Below are 14,805 nucleotides of genomic sequence, written 5' to 3' on the forward strand. Positions count from 1 at the left end.
CCAGATTAAACCGAAAACGCTCTAGGTCTCACACAGCCATCCGGTCAACGTGTCGGATAACCATCGAAGGGGGCGAGGGCGCGAGCCGCCTGCGATAGGCTTCCAAGATCCGCCACGCGGACGAAGACCCGCATGTCCGACAGCTTCATCTTCGTTCCGATATCGCAACGACATGTTCCAATTTGCGCACATCACGAACCGATCCGGGACGATGTAACTCCGAAACGATAGGCCCGGCATGGGATGTGGCGGTGCCAGGAGTGGATCGATGACCGGATCGGACGAGCACGGCATGAATGGAATGACGGTCGTGGTGGCGGGGAAGACCGGTGACCTCGGCGCACGCATCGCCTCGGCCCTCGCGCGGCGTGGAGCCGAGGTGCGCGCGCTGGTGCGCCGGTCGTCCTCCGCGATCCCCGCGGATACCGCCCATGGCCTCACGGCGGTCGCGGTCGACTACGACGATGATACCTCTCTCATCTCCGCCTGCCGCGGTGCGGCCTGCGTCGTGTCGGCGCTGAACGGGTTGGATCCGGTGATCCTCGGGGCGCAGGGCCGCCTCCTCGACGCAGCGGCCCGGGCGGGGGTGCCTCGCTTCATCCCCTCGGACTTCTCCCTCGATTTCACGCGCACGCGTCCGGGCGACAACCGCAACCTCGACCTCCGCCGCGCCTTCATGGACCGGGTCGACCACTCGCCGATGCGGGCGACGTCCGTGCTGAACGGCGGGTTCACCGAACTCCTGGCCGGTGGTGCGCCCATCGTGCTGCGAGGGCCGCGTCGTATCCTGTACTGGGGCGATGCCGACCAAGCGCTGGACTTCACCACCAAGGACGACGTGGCACGCTACACCGCCGAGGTCGCGCTTGACGAGGCCGCCCCACGCTTCCTGCGCATCGCGGGCGACGTCGTCAGTCCAAGATCCCTCGCAGAACTGATGACGGATGTGACGGGGCGAACCTACGGGCTGTGGCGCGCGGGAGATTTCGATCGGCTCGGGCGGCTGATCCGGATCGCGCGCGCGCTGACACCAGGAAAGCAGGCCGTCTTTCCGGCATGGCAGGGCATGCAGTACCTACGCGACATGGCCAGCGGACGCGGCAAGCTCGATCCGCTGGACAATGACCGCTACGGCCGCTGGCGCTGGACCCTCGCGCGGGACGTGCTCTCCACGCGTCCCTGACCTGCCTTCGGAGGAATCCCGCGAGGCGGGCCGCCGCTGCTGACGGCACGGTGGCAGCAGCGGTCCCCTATCGATGGGTCCTCGGCATTCCGAGGCAAGGAAGCAGGATCCATGATCGACGCCCTCTCCCACGTGAACTGGCTCGCCGTCCTCGTCGCCAGCGTCGCCCAGTTCGTCCTCGGAGGCATCTGGTTCGCCGGGCTCGTGGCCAAGCGCTACGCCGCCGCACTCGGCATTGCCGACCGGCCGCGACAGAAGCCCGGACCGCTGTTCTTCGGCGGCCCGCTCGTTTGCGGCACGGTCATCATCGCGGCCACCGCCATCCTCCTGCGCGTGCTGGGGATCACGACCTACGATCGGGCATTCGCCCTCGGCCTGCTCGTCGGCCTCGGCTACCTCGTGCCGATGACACTCACCATCGCGATCAACCCGCTGTTCCCGAGGCCGATCGCCTACGCGCTCCTCAACGCGCCGTTCTTCGTCGCCGGCAGTCTGATGTCGTGCGTGATCCTGACGGCGCTGTCGTAACATCGCCCGAACCCCAACCCGGATCATGCGCCGCGCCGACCGCCTCTTCGAGATCATCCAGGTGCTGCGCCGCGCCTCCGGGCCGGTGACGGCCGACCGGATCGCCGCCGAACTCGAAACGAGCAAGCGCACGATCTACCGGGATATCGACGCGCTCGTCGCCCGGCGGGTGCCGATCCGGGGCGAGGCGGGCGTGGGCTACGTCCTGGAGCGTGGCTTCGTCCTGCCGCCGCTCATGTTGACGACCGATGAGGTGGAGGCCGTCGCACTTGGAGCGCAATGGGTGGTCGCACACGCCGATGCGGACCTGGCGAAGGCGGCGCTCGGCGTTCTGGCCAAGATCGCTACGACTATGCCCGAGGACTTGCGCCCATTGATTGACGATCCAGCGGTCGGCACTCCGCCCGGGCGCGACGCGGACGACGACCATGTCGATGTCGCACGCCTCAGGAAGTGGTGCCGCGAGGGCCGGAAGCTCGCGATCGGCTACCTGGACGAGACCGGAACGACCAGCGACCGCGTGATCCGCCCATTCATGGTCGGCTATGTGGAGACCGTGCGCGTCATCATGGCTTGGTGCGAACTACGGCAAGATTTCCGCGTCTTCCGGGCCGATCGCCTGACGACAGTCGCGTTCCTCGAACAGCGATACCCTGATCGGTCTGTCGCCCTGCGCCGCCGCTGGCTGAAGATGATGCGCGAGAGGCGCGTCGGCGGCCCATTCCCCGGCTGACGGCAACGCCGATAAGACGACGATACCCTCGGGCGAATGCCGGCACCCGGTTTCAAGCGCCTCGCATGGTCCGGCCGACGTAGAGTGGCCTCAGGTGGCTCGGCGCTTGTGCATCCTGCCGAGAAGGATGGCCGAACTATCGACGCTTCAGGAGAAGCCTGGAACCCAACGGCATCCGATCCGTTGAAAGCCGTAATGACAGCTAACTGTCATTACGGTAGTTGCCTACAAGTTCGGAGCGCTTCATGAGCCCTGCGCCAAGAACGCCGTCGGAGGATCGCCTCCGAACACGCCGTGCGTGGTCGGGCCTGGTCGTCGAGGTTTTCCGCCTCAACGGCGATCTGATCGACGGCGGCGACGCCCTGGTTCGCGACCTCGGCCTGACGAGCGCCCGGTGGCAGGTCCTGGGGGCCATCACCCTGTCCCCGGTCCCGCTGCCGGTCGCCCACATCGCCCGCAACATGGGCCTCGCCCGCCAGTCGGTGCAGCGCGTCGTTGACGAGATGCGCGACGAAGGGCTCGTTCGGCTCGAACCCAATCCCCACCACCGCCGCGCACCACTCGTCGCGATGACCCCGCGCGGCGAGGCCGCCTACGGACAGGCAATGGCGCGCAAGGATCTTTGGGCCGACGTCCTCACCGAGGGTCTGTCGCCCGAGGCCATCGAGGCCGCCGGCACCCTGCTGCGCACGCTCCAGCAGCGGATCGGCGCCTCCCAAGGCCACATCGCAACCATCGCTGCCGCTACACGGAAGGAGACCCAGGAATGAATCGCGCCGATGCCAAGCAGGGGTACGATGCCGACGTGATCGTCGTCGGCGCCGGGCCCATCGGCCTGACGACCGGCAACGCCCTACGCCACCACGGCGTGTCATGCCTGCTCCTCGAAGAACGCACCGGCGTGAAGGCGTATTCGCGCGCGAACAACCTCTGGGCGCGACCGCAGGAGCTGCTCGCCAGCATCGGCATCCGCGATGCGCTGGCCGAGAACAGCTACGCGATCCACACCATCAACTTCTTCGTCAACGGCACACCGACGACGCCCATCCCCATCGCCGACGTCGCGAGCCCGTACCCGAAGGTCCTCTATAGCGGGCAGGACGTGATCGAGCGCACCCTGACTGCTGAGTTCGATGCGCGGGGCGGCAAGCTCGACCGAGGCTGCACGGTGACCGGCGTCGAACAGGACGAGACCGGCGTGACAGTGGTTCTCAAGCGCGGCAAGGATGGGCCGGAGGAGCGGCGCCGGTGCCGCTACCTCGTGGCCGCCGACGGCGCCAAGAGCATGATCCGGCCGATGCTCGACCTCGACTTCGAGCCCGAGCGGTTGCCGAACTGCATGAACCGGCAGGTCGACGCCCGGCTGTCCTGGCGCCGCTCGCAGGAGCCCGACCAGCTCTGGTTCTTCTACTACGAGCGGGGCTTTGCCGGCATCCTACCGGTCTGGGGCGGCTACCATAGACTGTTCTTCCTCGCCGACGACTCCGGGGTGCCGGACCGCGACCCGACGCTCGCCGAGATGCAGGCGGTTGCCCGGGACGTCACCGGCGACGAGACCCTGACCCTGTCGGACCCTCAGTGGCTCACGCACAGTCGCTTTCGGTACGGCGTATCCCCCGGCTACGCGCGGGGCCGCGTGTTCCTGGCGGGCGACGCCGGGCACCTATCCCTCCCGATCGGCGGGCAGGGCATGAACGCAGGCCTGCACGACGCCGTCGAGATTGCGTGGCGGCTGGCCATGACCCTGCGCGGCGAGGCGGCGCCGGTCATCCTGGAATCCTACGGCGGCGAGCGGGGCGGCGAACACGCGCGCCTCAGTGCCCAGCAGGCGCGGGGCTTCCGCTGGACCGTCTACCGGGGCCCGGTCACCGATACGGTCCTGAGCCTCGCCGCGAAGGCACTGCCGAATTTGGGCTCGTTGCTGCAGGGCACCGACGACATGCAGCAGATGGGTGTCGAATACCCGAGAAGCAGCCTGAACGAGGACTGCCTATCCGGCCTAGCGACCGTACTCCGGCCGGGGCCGAAGCCTGGCGAGCGCGCGCCGGACGCGGAGGTAACGCATCGCGGCGAGACGTCCAGCCTGTTCCCGTTCCTCTACAACCCGGACGGCCACACGACCGGCTGGGCCCTTCTGTGCCTCGACGGTCGGTCGCCGAACGCCGGAGCCTCGCTGCTCGCTGCAGCCGACGCCGTCACGCCATGGCCTTGGATAAGGCCGCGTCTCGTCCTGGCGGGTCCGATGGTCGAAGGTGCGGACGTCCCTGTCCTCTCGGACATGGACGGCAAGGCGCACGGGGCCTACGGCCTGGAGGGCCGCCCGGCGCTGGTGCTGGTGCGGCCGGACGGCCACATCGCCTTCCGCGGCGACGCCGACCGGGCCGACCGGCTGGTCGCCTATTGCCGTAGGGTCTTCGGTGCGGAGGTCGCACGATCGACGAGCGAGCTCGCCGCCGCGCAATGAGGGTGGAAGTGCCAGCCCCACAGAGACATGGCCGGCACCATCGGCATTGCAGGCAAGCGAGAACACCTGTCGGCAGGCTAGCGCGGAATGCCGAAGGCCCCGGGTCGACCCGTAGGTCCCCGGACAGGCCGCGCCCACGGCACCGAGGATGGCTGACGGCTAGGTCAGCATCCGACCATCCGGCGTGGAGCGGTCCACCGCCTGCGCAAGCTCCCGTGATAGGCAGGAGAGCAGCCCCTCGCGAGACAGGTCGGTGCGCGGCGTCAGCGTCGCGAGGACGTCGGGGCCGATGGCCAGCTCCAAGTGCTGCGGCGCGATTTCCTGGTTCGGCCCCTGATTGACCCAGGATCGCGCCGCGGCCCCGTGCCCGGCCTGCTAGAAGCGCTGCAGCATCTCGCCGAGACCGCTGTGCAGGAGCCCGCCGGGGGCCTCAGCGCTCCGATCGCCGAGCAACCCGCCGATAATCCCGCCCAGGCCGTCGTCGAAGGCGCCGGGCGCCGCGCCTTGGCCCGCCGGGGCCGGGGCGGCCTGTTCTGCGCCGCCCAGCAACTCCGCGAGCTTGTCGCGATTCTGTTAGCCGGCGAGGGCGAGGAGGCCCAGGAGCGCCGTCATGGAGCCGCCTCGTGCAGTTCTCCGGCCGTCCGCTGCCGGCGCTGAACCGCGTAAAATTCAACTGAACCCCACGGTTCGGCTGCCCCCAAAGGAGACATCCCATGACCGACGCCGACCAGGCCCACCGAGGGCCGGCGGAGCCCGAGTCTGCGACCACTGTCCGGCTGTTCAGGATGCAGCGCGCATCGGCCGGAACCGCCCCTCTTGGAGCGCCGATAGAGCTTCGTCGGCGGCCCGTTGCCCGCTGTCGTGCGCCCCGTGCGCGGTCGTGAAGTCGAAGGGGTGCGTCGCTTCGCCTGCGAAGAACAGCCGGTTCTCGAAGGGCTGGGCCAGCCGTGCCCGTGCCTGCGACTGACCCGGCAGGGCGCAACTGTAGGCACCGCCGATGGACGCCATCCGGCTCCAGGCCGTTGCCGCGAGCGGCCGGATGGCGGACGCCACGTCGGTACCGAACAGGGCGACCAGCTCCGCCGTGGCGTGGGCGAAGCCGGCGGCCGAGCCCTCCTCCTCCAGGATGCGGGCTCCTTCGCCGCCGAGGAACGCCTCGATGATCGGCCAGCCGTTCGGTCGGATGGAATAGGCGGCGGACCGCGCGTCGCGCAGGTTGCCGTAAGCGTGCGAGGCCGGCTCGAACGCGGCGTCGCGCCCGATCTCCAGAAAGACCTTTTCGTTACGACCGAGCGGCAGGGCGGCCGCCGCCTCGCGCCATAGTTCGGTTCCCGGCGGCAGGCGGATGGCGTCGCCGGCGAGGACTGCTGTCGAGACCGTGAGGATGACGGCCCCGGCGCGGACGGTGCCGGCGCGCGTCGAGACGGCGACGCCGTCCGCCGTCAGGTCGATCCGCTCGACGGGGGTCGCTAGGCGCAACGCCACCGCGTGCGGGAGGCTGGCCGCGACCAGGGTGCCGTAGCCGAGCGGTAGGTTCCAGTTCCGATCCGTGGAGGCATCGTCGTAGGCCATGTAGTCGGTGGCGGAGATGCTCTGGGGCGCGAACCCGCTCATGAAGCCGGCGATGGCCCCCACGTAGGCGTTCCACTCACCCCCGGGCTCCAGGGCATCGCTCGCCCGGTCGCTGCCCTGCGCCACCGCCCGGAGCCGCTTCTCCCAATCGCCGAACGCCTTCCGGGCCGATTCCTCGTCGTCCTCGTCCCGTGCGATGCCGGGATGCGCCTTCGCCCACGGCGGGTCGCTCCGGTCGACCGGGAAGCCGGATGCCTCGGCGATCGTGACCCATGAGTTGCGGTCGCCCGAGTGCAGCCATTCGCAGCCGAGGTCGAGCGGGTAGCCGCCGAGGTCCTGCGTGAACGCGCGGCCACCGAGGCGCGACGACGCTTCCAGCACCAGCGCCTCCTTGCCGTGCGCGGCAAGCCGCCGCGCGGCGCCGGTGCCGGCGGCGCCTCCCCCTACGATGATGACGTCGAACTCGCTGCCCATGGGGCCGTAGGTGAGGTCGGCCGGCAAGTGGGGCAAGCGTCGGCGGTCTTCGGGCGTCGTCCCTGACCGGGGCGGGCACCGGCCATATCAGCAACGGCCGCCCCGTCAGCACTTCCGGGAAGGCCACGATGCCGGCCTTCGTGGTCGCGCGGTCCGCCGATATCCGCTTCGAGGCGAAACGCGTATCTCCAAAGCGGATGGCAATTCAGGCCGATCACAGGCCCAACCGGCGCCGATTTTGTTCTCTTCCGGCTCGCGGTGCTGCTTGTGGTTCAGATTGTTTGACGGGCGACCGTTCCGGATCTTGATGGCCGTCGATTGCCTTCCGCGAGACACGCTCTCGCCCCTATCCGTGACCGTTCGCATGAGCAAAGTGCATGTCAGGCCACGGCGCTTTTCACGCTTTCGGCGAGCCAGGCGCGCTATATTGCATCGCAGCATGTGGGGCCGTTGGTGGCCCGCGCCGGGGTAGTCATGGCCGTTGTTCTCGAGATCGCGAAGAACCTGCGTAGCCGTCACGCGAAGATCGTGCAGGGGCGGCAAGTCTTCCTCAAGGCTTGGCTCGCCGCTGCACTTCGGCGCGGGGCCGACCGACGCTTTGCCGAGCAACTCGACCAGATCGAACGCACCGGGCGTGCCGGAGCGTTCTGAGAGCCGGCAAGCCTACGAACGACGGGGGGCAGCGGCTCGCCTCCCGGGATCCTCTGCCAGCTTTATTTAGTCAGGCCGGGCTCAGAGGAAGCCGATCGAGAACCAGGGCACTAGGATAATAGCGGCCAGGCCGACGAGCAGGGCGACGATGTAGCCGACGATCGGTCGCATACCGACGTCTGGATGGATGCGGCTGATGGCGCAGGCGGCGTAGTAGCCAACGCCGAAGGGTGGTGCGAAGAGGCCGATGCCCATGGCGAGGATTACCACCATCGCGTAGTGGACCTCATGCACGCCGACCGCCCGGGCGATCGGGAAGAGCAGCGGCCCGAACAGCACGATTGCCGGGATACCCTCCAGCACCGAGCCCAGCACGATGAAGGCGAGGGCCGAGACCACCAGAAAGCCGAGCGGGCCGCCGGGCAGGCTCTTCATCGCCGCGGCGAGCGCCTGCGAGAACCCGGACTGCGTCAGGGCCCAAGCCATGGCAGTGGCCGCGCCGATGATCAACAGGATCGCGCCCGATAGAGTCGCCGTTGTCACCAGCATCGGTACGAGGCGTCTCCAGTCGAACTGCCGGTAGACGAGGAGCCCCGCCAGCACAGCGTAGACGATGCCGATGGTCGAGACCTCGGTTGCCGTCGCAATGCCCTCGACCACGGCCGCCCGGATCACGAAGGGCAGCGCCAGCGCCGGTAGCGCGACGACAAGCGCCTTCAGGATCGCCGTCCGGCTGGGCCGGGCTACGTGGCTCAGATCCTCGCCGCGGTAGCGCCACCAGACCAGCACGCAGAGCGTGATCGCCAGAACGAGGCCCGGCACCAGTCCGCCGGTGAACAGCGCGGTGATCGAGACGCCGGTGACCGAGCCGATGGTAATCAGCACGATCGAGGGCGGGATCGTCTCGGTCTGGGCGCCGGTCGCCGAGAGCAGGGCGACGAGGTCGCCCTCCTTGGCCCCGCGCGCCTTCATCTCGGGGAACAGCACGGGGGCGACCGCGGCCATGTCGGCGGCCTTCGAGCCGGAGATGCCGGAGACGAGGTACATCGCCCCGACCAGCACATAGTGCAGGCCGCCCCGCACATGGCCGAGCAGGCTCGCCAGGAACCCGACCATGGCGCGCGCCATGCCGGTCATTTCGATGAGCAGGCCGAGGAAGACGAACAGCGGCACTGAGAGCAGGATGAGGTGGCTCATGCCCTCGTCCATGCGGCCGACCACGACCATGGCGGGCGCGTGCGTCGTGGTCATCAAGTACGCGTAGGTAGAGAGCCCAAAGGCAAAGGCGATCGGTACGCCGGCGAACACGAGGGCGCCGACGCCAAAGAGGAAGAACACCAGCAGGTTCAGGTTGCCGATCCCGATGAGCGTCGGCGACAGGGCGGCGAGCCCGGAGGCGATGCAAGCTCCGAGGACGAGCGCCGCACCGGTCAGGCGCCAGTCGCTCTCCTGCACAAGCCGCACGACAGCAGTCACGAGCATCAGGGTGAATCCAACTGGCAGGGCCGCAGCGCGCCAAGTATTGGCAAGGTCGAGCGCCGGGGTGTGGACCCAGGATTCCTCGATCGCGAACTCGATGGCAGGCTCCAGCAGCAGCCCAACCAGGGCAAGGCCTGAGACGATTGCCAGGGTATCGAGGAAGGCACGGGAGCGGGGCGACGCCATGCCGACGAAGGCGGTCATGCGCATGTGCTCGCCGCGGCGGTAGGCGATGACCGTGCCGAGCATGGCGAGCCACAGAAACAAGACTGCGGCGAGCTCGTCCGACCAGATGAGAGGGTGGTGTAGGATGTAGCGGCTGACGACGCCGGCTAGAAGGACGACAATCTCCAGGCCGACTAGGATCGCCGCCGGGATCTCGACCATCCGGCCTAAAACACGGTCGAAGGTCTGGAGGCGGGAGCGTCCACTGGTCGCCCGCGTGGGGACCGCTGGCACGGTCATATCGAGATGTACATCGAGCTGCATGGTGGGCCCCCTCACACGAGCTTTCCGGAGACGCTTTCGAGATGGGCCCAGGCCTCGTCTCCGAGCTTGGCCTTCCAATCCCTGTAGAAGCTGGTCCGGCCGAGGGCGTCGCGGAACACCTCGCGGTCGGGGTCAATGAAGCCCAAGCCCTTCGCCGCGAGCATGCCGCGGAGGTCGGCGTTGAGTGCCATGATGTCGGCCCGCTCGTCGTCGGCGGAGCGGTCAAGCTCGCGCGAGACGAGGATGCGCAGGTCCTCTGGCAGGCGCATCCAGGCGCGCTTGTTGCCGAGGATCCAGTAGGCGTCCCAGATGTGGCCGGTCAGGCTGCAGCTCTTCTGCACCTCGTAGAGCCGCGTCGTTGCGGTGATCGGGAGCGGGTTCTCCTGGCCTTCTACGACCTTGGTCTGTAGAGCGGAGTACAACTCGTTGAAGTTGATCGGCGTCGCGCCCGCGCTCAGCGCTCGGAACAGCGAGGTCTGCATCGGGGCTTGGGGCACGCGGATCTTGAAGCCGCGGATGTCGTCGGGCGTGCGGATCTCCCGCGTCGAGGAGGTGATGTGGCGGAAGCCGTTGTCCCAGACCTTCGAGACGGTCAGGAGCGGGGTGCGGCCGATCTGCTCGCGAACATAGGCACCCAATGGCCCGTCCATGGCGGCCCACACACTCGGGTAGTCCTTGAAGACGAAGCCCAGGTTCGGCAGGCTCGCCACCGGCAGAAAGGTCGCCAGCACCGAGGAGGACAGGTTCAGGAACTCGACGGCGCCGCTGCGCACCTGGGCGAGGAGATCGGTGTCGGCTCCAAGTTGATTAGCTGGGAACAGCCGGATCTCCAGGCGTCCGCCGCTCGCCTCGCGGATGCGCTCGATCGCCTGCTGGGCGCGAATGTTGACCGGATGCGTCGGGTCCTGACCGGTGGCGAGCTTGTAGACGAACTCGGCGGCCGAGGCGCGTCGGGTGAGGATGCCGAACAGGGGAAGGGCGGCCGCGCCCGCGATGAGGCTACGGCGGCTGAGAGAAGCCTCTGGCATGTTTCACTCCCTGGTTGTTCGGGCATGCCGTCCGATCCCCGCCGTTCGCGGTCCTTGGGATCGGCATCCGGTCTCGCCGGATCCGTGGCGCGCTGCCCGTGGCGCTGATCAAAAGGATCGTCTTTTAGGGGGGCGTGCCGGTGTTCGGCACGCCCCGCTTCAGCGCCGGCTCAGAGCCATCCGCGGATGCTCCGGGCCATGGCCTGGGTTGAGATGCCGTAGCGCTCGTGCAGGGTCGGCAGGGCGCCCGCGTCGAGGAACGCGTCCGGCAGACCGATCTGCCGGAAGCCCGGCGGCACGGTGCCGGTGCGCAGCAACAGGCTCGCCACCGCCTCGCCGAGACCGCCCACCACCGAGTGGTTCTCGGCCACCACCACGAGCCGGCCGCCGCGGCCGGCCTCGCGCAGGATCGTCTCCGCGTCGAGCGGCTTGATCGTCGGCACGTGCAGAACCGCGACGTCGATCCGGTCGCGCTCCAGCTCCTGGGCCACTTCGAGGGCCCGCATGGTCATCAGCCCGGAGGAGATGACCAGCACGTCGCGCCCGTCGCGGATGGTCTGCGCCTTGCCCCACGCGAACGTGTAGCCGTACTCGTCGAGCACGAGGGGAACGTTGCCGCGCAGCAGCCGCAGGTAGACCGGGCCCTGATGCGCGACCATCGCCGGCACCACCTGCTCCAGCTCGTGCGCGTCGCAGGGGTCGAGGATCGTCAGGTTCGGCATGCCGCGGAAGATCGCCAGATCCTCCGTGGCCTGGTGGCTCGGGCCGTAGCCGGTGGTCAGGCCCGGCAGGGCGCAGGCGATCTTGACGTTGAGGTTCTCCTCGGCGATCGCGAGGCAGATGAAGTCGTAGGCGCGCCGCGCCGCGAAGACCGCGTAGGTGGTGGCGATGGGCGTGAAGCCCTCCCGCGCCAGGCCCGCCGCCGCGCTCATCAGGAGCTGCTCGGCCATCCCCATCTGGTAGAACCGCTCGGGGTAGGCCTGCGCGAAGATGTGCAGGTCGGTGTACTTGGCGAGATCCGCCGAGAGACCAACGATGTCGGGACGGCTCTTGGCCAGCTCGACCAGGGCGTTGCCGAAGGGCGCCGGCTTCGTGCGCTGGCCCGGGGCGGCCAGCGAGGCGACCATCGCCGAGGTCTTGGCGCCCCCGCCCGTGCGCGGTGCGGGCTTCTCGTACTTAGACCGTCTCACTGGGGCCTCCCTTCGTCCAGAACCGCCAGGGCCTGGCGCCACTCGTCCGCCTCGACCCGCAGGAAGTGGTTGCGCTCGCGCGCCTCGAGGAAGGGCACGCCCTTGGCCATCTTCGTGTCGCAGATCACCACGCGCGGGCAGGGGCCCGGATGGGCGCGGGCGGCATCGAAGGCCTGGACGAGCGCGTCGATGTCATTGCCGTCGACCCGCTGCACGAACCAGCCGAAGGCCTCGAACTTCGGCGCCAGCGGCTCGAAGTTCAGCACGCCGCGGGAGGGTCCGTCCGCCTGCATGCCGTTGACGTCGACGAGGCCGATCAGGTTGTCGAGGCCGAAGCCGGCCGCCGACATCGCCGCCTCCCAGGTGGAGCCCTCGTCGAGCTCACCGTCGGAGAACAGGTTGTAGACGAAGGCGCCTGAGGACTTCCGCTTGAGGCCGAGCGCGATGCCGACCGCGATGCCCAGCCCGTGACCGAGGGAGCCGCCGGTGATCTCCATGCCGGGCGTGTAGGCGGCCATGCCGGACATCGGCAGGCGGCTGTCGTCGGAGCCGTAGCTCGCGATCTCATCCTCGGGGATGATGCCGGCCTCGATCAGCGCGGCGTAGAGGGCGATGGCGTAGTGGCCGATCGAGAGCAGGAAGCGGTCGCGACCCTCCCATTCCGGATCCTCCGGACGGTAGGTCATCGCGTGGAAGTAGCTCACCGCCAGCACGTCGCTGATCCCGAGCGCCTGGGCGATGTAGCCCTGGCCCTGGACCTCGCCCATCAGCAGGGCGTGGCGACGGATGCGGTAGGCGCGCTCGGAAAGCGAGACGTTCGTGCCGGCGCGGGGCCGCACGTCGAGGAGGGTGTCCATGGTTCGGGTCCTTCCGCTCAGTGGATGAGCATGCCGCCGTTCACGTCGATCACCGCACCGGTGATGTACGAGGACAGGTCCGAGGCCAGGAACAGGCAGGCGTCGGCCACGTCGTCCGCCACGCCGAGGCGGCCGAGCGGAATGCCCTTGATGATCTCGGCGCGCAGATCGTCCGTGAGCTTGCCGCCGGTGATGTCGGTCTGGATCAGCCCTGGCGTGACGGAGTTCACCCGGATGCCGTCCGCACCGAGCTCGCGCGCCATCGCCTTGGCGAGACCGAGCACGCCGGCCTTGGCCGCGCTGTAGTGCGGGCCACCGAAGATGCCGCCACCGCGCTGGGCCGAGACCGATGACATGCAGATGATCGAGCCGGCGCGCTGCGTGCGCATGGCGGGTACGACCGCCTGGCTCATGTACAGCGTTCCGCGCAGGTTCACGTCGGTGACGGCGTCGTAGTTGGCCGCCTCGATCTCCATCAGCTTCAGCGGCTGGGTAATGCCGGCATTGTTGACGAGGACGTCGATGCGGCCGACCTGTGCCACGATCTCGCCAGCGGCGATCTGGCAGGCTGCGCGGTCGGTGACGTCGCAGGCGAGCCCGAGATGCCCGGGCCCGATCTCGCGGGCAGCCGCTTCGGCTTGGCCGGCATTGAGATCGAGGATGACGATGCACGCGCCATGGGCGGCGAAGCGGCGGGCCGTCGCCTTACCGATCCCGCGCGCGGAGGCCGCGCCCGTGATCACACAGACCTTGTCCCTCAGAAGCATGGCTGTCTCCCTTCTGCGCCGGCGGCTGTCGCCGTTCCGGTGCTCGGCTTGTTGCGAGACGGGAGATCGAAGCGCTTGCGCACGGACCGAGTGAACAGTCCGGCATGATGCCCATTCACCTGGCCATGATCCGCTTGGGATCGCAGGCCGGCACTGGGTCGTTTCCTCTCATCTCGTTGGAACCACGGTGCCGGAGGCTTCTCAACGCGGCAAACGCGTAGATTTCAGCGCTAGGTGAATCTGATTCATCTGGCCGCGCGTTCTCAAGCAATCTCGGGCGGCAGGTCGACACGAAGTTCGGCGGCGAGCCAGCGCGCGAAGACGCGGAGCGGTGTTGGGCGGCGCGTCAGGGAGGGGAACACGAGATGGTGGCCGGTGTAGTGGACGTTCGAGGCAGACGCCGCAAGGGGAGCAATCAAACGACCGCTCGCGAGCTCCCGCTCGGCGAGCAGCGTCGACTCGAGGGCGACGCCGAGGCCATCGGCTGCCGCCGTGATTGCGAGGAAGCTACGATCGAAGCGCAGGCCCGAAGGCGGTGGGGCGCGCAGGCCGTTGCGCTCGAACCAGAGCGGCCAGCGCACGAGCTTGTTGTCACTCTGGATCAGCGGGTGCCCGAGGAGGTCGGCGGGCACCCGGATTTCGGTTGCGCGCTCCGGCGTGCAGAGCGGCGTTACAGTCTCCTGCGCAAGTGGCATGACGACGAGGCCTTCGCCGCGTGGCGGTCCGTAGACGATGTCGGCGTCGAACTCGTCCGTGATGAAGCGGGCGTAGTCCATGCCGGCAGCGAGCCGGACTTCGAAGTCGGGATGCCCGGCCATGAAGCGGGCAAGCCGCGGCGTCAGCCACTGCGCGGCGAAGCTCGGAGCACAGTGTAGGCGCAGCAGTTGCGGTGCGCGGGTCGCGACGAGATCGAAGCTACGGTTCAACTCTTCGAAGGCCCGGCTGACATGGTCGAGGAGGGCCTCACCCGCTGCGGTCAGAGCAATGCCGTGGCTGTCGCGCTCGAACAGCAGCACCCCGAGCGCCTGCTCAAGCTTCCGTATCGCGTGGCTGACAGCGCTCGCGGTCAAGTTAAGTTCGCTCGCCGCGTCCTTGAACGACCGACGGCGTGCTGCGGCCTCGAAAGTGCGAACGGCGGAGAGCGGAACCGGGGGACGCATTCCACCCACGATGATGTGGGCATGTACCATTTGGCAACTGCTGACGCTTCGAACCGCGCATGAGGAGGGATCTCTGCTGATGGCCCTGCTCGACGTTCACAGGTCGCGACAGGAGGCCGTTGATCCGTGACCAGGGCAGATTATCGGCTACAACCAGACATCCAGGGCCGAGCGCCAGACGGTCCGAGAAGAATCACTTTGAGCCCACCACCTAAGAGCGTCTAACAAAA

At 68.4% G+C, this 14,805-nt stretch carries 13 protein-coding genes and 1 pseudogene; 6 read left to right on the forward strand and 8 right to left on the reverse strand.

Annotation, left to right across the window (positions count from 1 at the left end; genetic code table 11):
• Positions 1–268: 268 nt before the first annotated feature.
• From MFF54_RS15840 to MFF54_RS15860, 5 genes are all read left to right on the forward strand, one after another.
• Positions 269–1,183 (forward strand): aromatic alcohol reductase, encoded by a 915-nt coding sequence (locus tag MFF54_RS15840; protein WP_238303805.1) that lies wholly within the window; start codon positions 269–271, stop codon positions 1,181–1,183.
• Between the two features lie 111 nt (positions 1,184–1,294).
• Positions 1,295–1,711 carry a DUF1761 domain-containing protein gene (locus MFF54_RS15845; protein WP_238303806.1) on the forward strand — a complete coding sequence of 139 codons (417 nt, stop codon included), beginning with the start codon at positions 1,295–1,297 and terminating at the stop codon, positions 1,709–1,711.
• A gap of 25 nt (positions 1,712–1,736) precedes the next feature.
• Positions 1,737–2,444, forward strand: coding sequence for a helix-turn-helix transcriptional regulator (locus tag MFF54_RS15850; protein WP_238303807.1), 708 nt, complete (start codon positions 1,737–1,739; stop codon positions 2,442–2,444).
• A gap of 245 nt (positions 2,445–2,689) precedes the next feature.
• Positions 2,690–3,214, forward strand: coding sequence for a MarR family winged helix-turn-helix transcriptional regulator (locus tag MFF54_RS15855; protein ID WP_238303808.1), 525 nt, complete (start codon positions 2,690–2,692; stop codon positions 3,212–3,214).
• The gene (locus MFF54_RS15860) at positions 3,211–4,908 is read left to right on the forward strand and encodes an FAD-dependent monooxygenase (protein ID WP_238303809.1); all 1,698 of its coding nucleotides are present in this window, start codon (positions 3,211–3,213) and stop codon (positions 4,906–4,908) included. Before MFF54_RS15855 ends, MFF54_RS15860 begins: the two co-directional genes overlap by 4 nt.
• Positions 4,909–5,067: 159 nt before the next feature.
• Here the strand turns inward: MFF54_RS15860 and MFF54_RS15865 are convergent.
• Together MFF54_RS15865 and MFF54_RS15870 are read right to left on the reverse strand one after the other, a co-directional pair.
• Positions 5,068–5,520 (reverse strand): annotated as a pseudogene (locus MFF54_RS15865) (YidB family protein).
• Between the two features lie 168 nt (positions 5,521–5,688).
• Complete coding sequence (locus tag MFF54_RS15870; protein ID WP_238303817.1) at positions 5,689–6,954, reverse strand: flavin monoamine oxidase family protein; 1,266 nt, start codon at positions 6,952–6,954, stop codon at positions 5,689–5,691.
• A 474-nt stretch (positions 6,955–7,428) separates the two neighbouring features.
• On the opposite strand from MFF54_RS15870, the gene MFF54_RS15875 reads away from it, so the two are divergent.
• The gene (locus tag MFF54_RS15875) at positions 7,429–7,605 is read left to right on the forward strand and encodes a hypothetical protein (protein WP_238303810.1); all 177 of its coding nucleotides are present in this window, start codon (positions 7,429–7,431) and stop codon (positions 7,603–7,605) included.
• An 81-nt stretch (positions 7,606–7,686) separates the two neighbouring features.
• Here the strand turns inward: MFF54_RS15875 and MFF54_RS15880 are convergent, their stop codons facing one another.
• From MFF54_RS15880 to MFF54_RS15905, 6 genes are all read right to left on the reverse strand, one after another.
• Positions 7,687–9,573 (reverse strand): TRAP transporter large permease, encoded by a 1,887-nt coding sequence (locus MFF54_RS15880; RefSeq protein ID WP_238303811.1) that lies wholly within the window; start codon positions 9,571–9,573, stop codon positions 7,687–7,689.
• Between the two features lie 11 nt (positions 9,574–9,584).
• Positions 9,585–10,601, reverse strand: a complete 1,017-nt coding sequence (locus MFF54_RS15885) for a TRAP transporter substrate-binding protein (RefSeq protein ID WP_238303812.1) — start codon at positions 10,599–10,601, stop codon at positions 9,585–9,587.
• A gap of 170 nt (positions 10,602–10,771) precedes the next feature.
• Positions 10,772–11,791 carry a transketolase family protein gene (locus MFF54_RS15890; RefSeq protein ID WP_238303813.1) on the reverse strand — a complete coding sequence of 340 codons (1,020 nt, stop codon included), beginning with the start codon at positions 11,789–11,791 and terminating at the stop codon, positions 10,772–10,774.
• Positions 11,788–12,648 (reverse strand): transketolase, encoded by an 861-nt coding sequence (locus MFF54_RS15895; RefSeq protein WP_238303814.1) that lies wholly within the window; start codon positions 12,646–12,648, stop codon positions 11,788–11,790. The genes MFF54_RS15890 and MFF54_RS15895 overlap by 4 nt, the downstream gene beginning before the upstream one ends.
• A gap of 17 nt (positions 12,649–12,665) precedes the next feature.
• Positions 12,666–13,415, reverse strand: coding sequence for an SDR family NAD(P)-dependent oxidoreductase (locus tag MFF54_RS15900; protein WP_238303815.1), 750 nt, complete (start codon positions 13,413–13,415; stop codon positions 12,666–12,668).
• Between the two features lie 263 nt (positions 13,416–13,678).
• Complete coding sequence (locus MFF54_RS15905; protein WP_238303816.1) at positions 13,679–14,575, reverse strand: LysR substrate-binding domain-containing protein; 897 nt, start codon at positions 14,573–14,575, stop codon at positions 13,679–13,681.
• Between the last annotated feature and the right edge of the window lie 230 nt (positions 14,576–14,805).

Origin of the sequence: Methylobacterium gregans (assembly GCF_022179245.1) — a bacterium.
Lineage (GTDB): Bacteria > Pseudomonadota > Alphaproteobacteria > Rhizobiales > Beijerinckiaceae > Methylobacterium > Methylobacterium gregans.

Bases quoted from the DNA above. Each gene is read 5' to 3' on its own strand.
- MFF54_RS15840 (WP_238303805.1), top strand. From the start codon at position 269: ATGACCGGATCGGACGAGCACGGCATGAATGGAATGACGGTCGTGGTG.
- MFF54_RS15845 (WP_238303806.1), top strand. From the start codon at position 1,295: ATGATCGACGCCCTCTCCCACGTGAACTGGCTCGCCGTCCTCGTCGCC.
- MFF54_RS15850 (WP_238303807.1), top strand. From the start codon at position 1,737: ATGCGCCGCGCCGACCGCCTCTTCGAGATCATCCAGGTGCTGCGCCGC.
- MFF54_RS15855 (WP_238303808.1), top strand. From the start codon at position 2,690: ATGAGCCCTGCGCCAAGAACGCCGTCGGAGGATCGCCTCCGAACACGC.
- MFF54_RS15860 (WP_238303809.1), top strand. From the start codon at position 3,211: ATGAATCGCGCCGATGCCAAGCAGGGGTACGATGCCGACGTGATCGTC.
- MFF54_RS15870 (WP_238303817.1), bottom strand. From the start codon at position 6,954: ATGGGCAGCGAGTTCGACGTCATCATCGTAGGGGGAGGCGCCGCCGGC.
- MFF54_RS15875 (WP_238303810.1), top strand. From the start codon at position 7,429: ATGGCCGTTGTTCTCGAGATCGCGAAGAACCTGCGTAGCCGTCACGCG.
- MFF54_RS15880 (WP_238303811.1), bottom strand. From the start codon at position 9,573: ATGCAGCTCGATGTACATCTCGATATGACCGTGCCAGCGGTCCCCACG.
- MFF54_RS15885 (WP_238303812.1), bottom strand. From the start codon at position 10,601: ATGCCAGAGGCTTCTCTCAGCCGCCGTAGCCTCATCGCGGGCGCGGCC.
- MFF54_RS15895 (WP_238303814.1), bottom strand. From the start codon at position 12,648: ATGGACACCCTCCTCGACGTGCGGCCCCGCGCCGGCACGAACGTCTCG.
- MFF54_RS15900 (WP_238303815.1), bottom strand. From the start codon at position 13,415: ATGCTTCTGAGGGACAAGGTCTGTGTGATCACGGGCGCGGCCTCCGCG.
- MFF54_RS15905 (WP_238303816.1), bottom strand. From the start codon at position 14,575: ATGCGTCCCCCGGTTCCGCTCTCCGCCGTTCGCACTTTCGAGGCCGCA.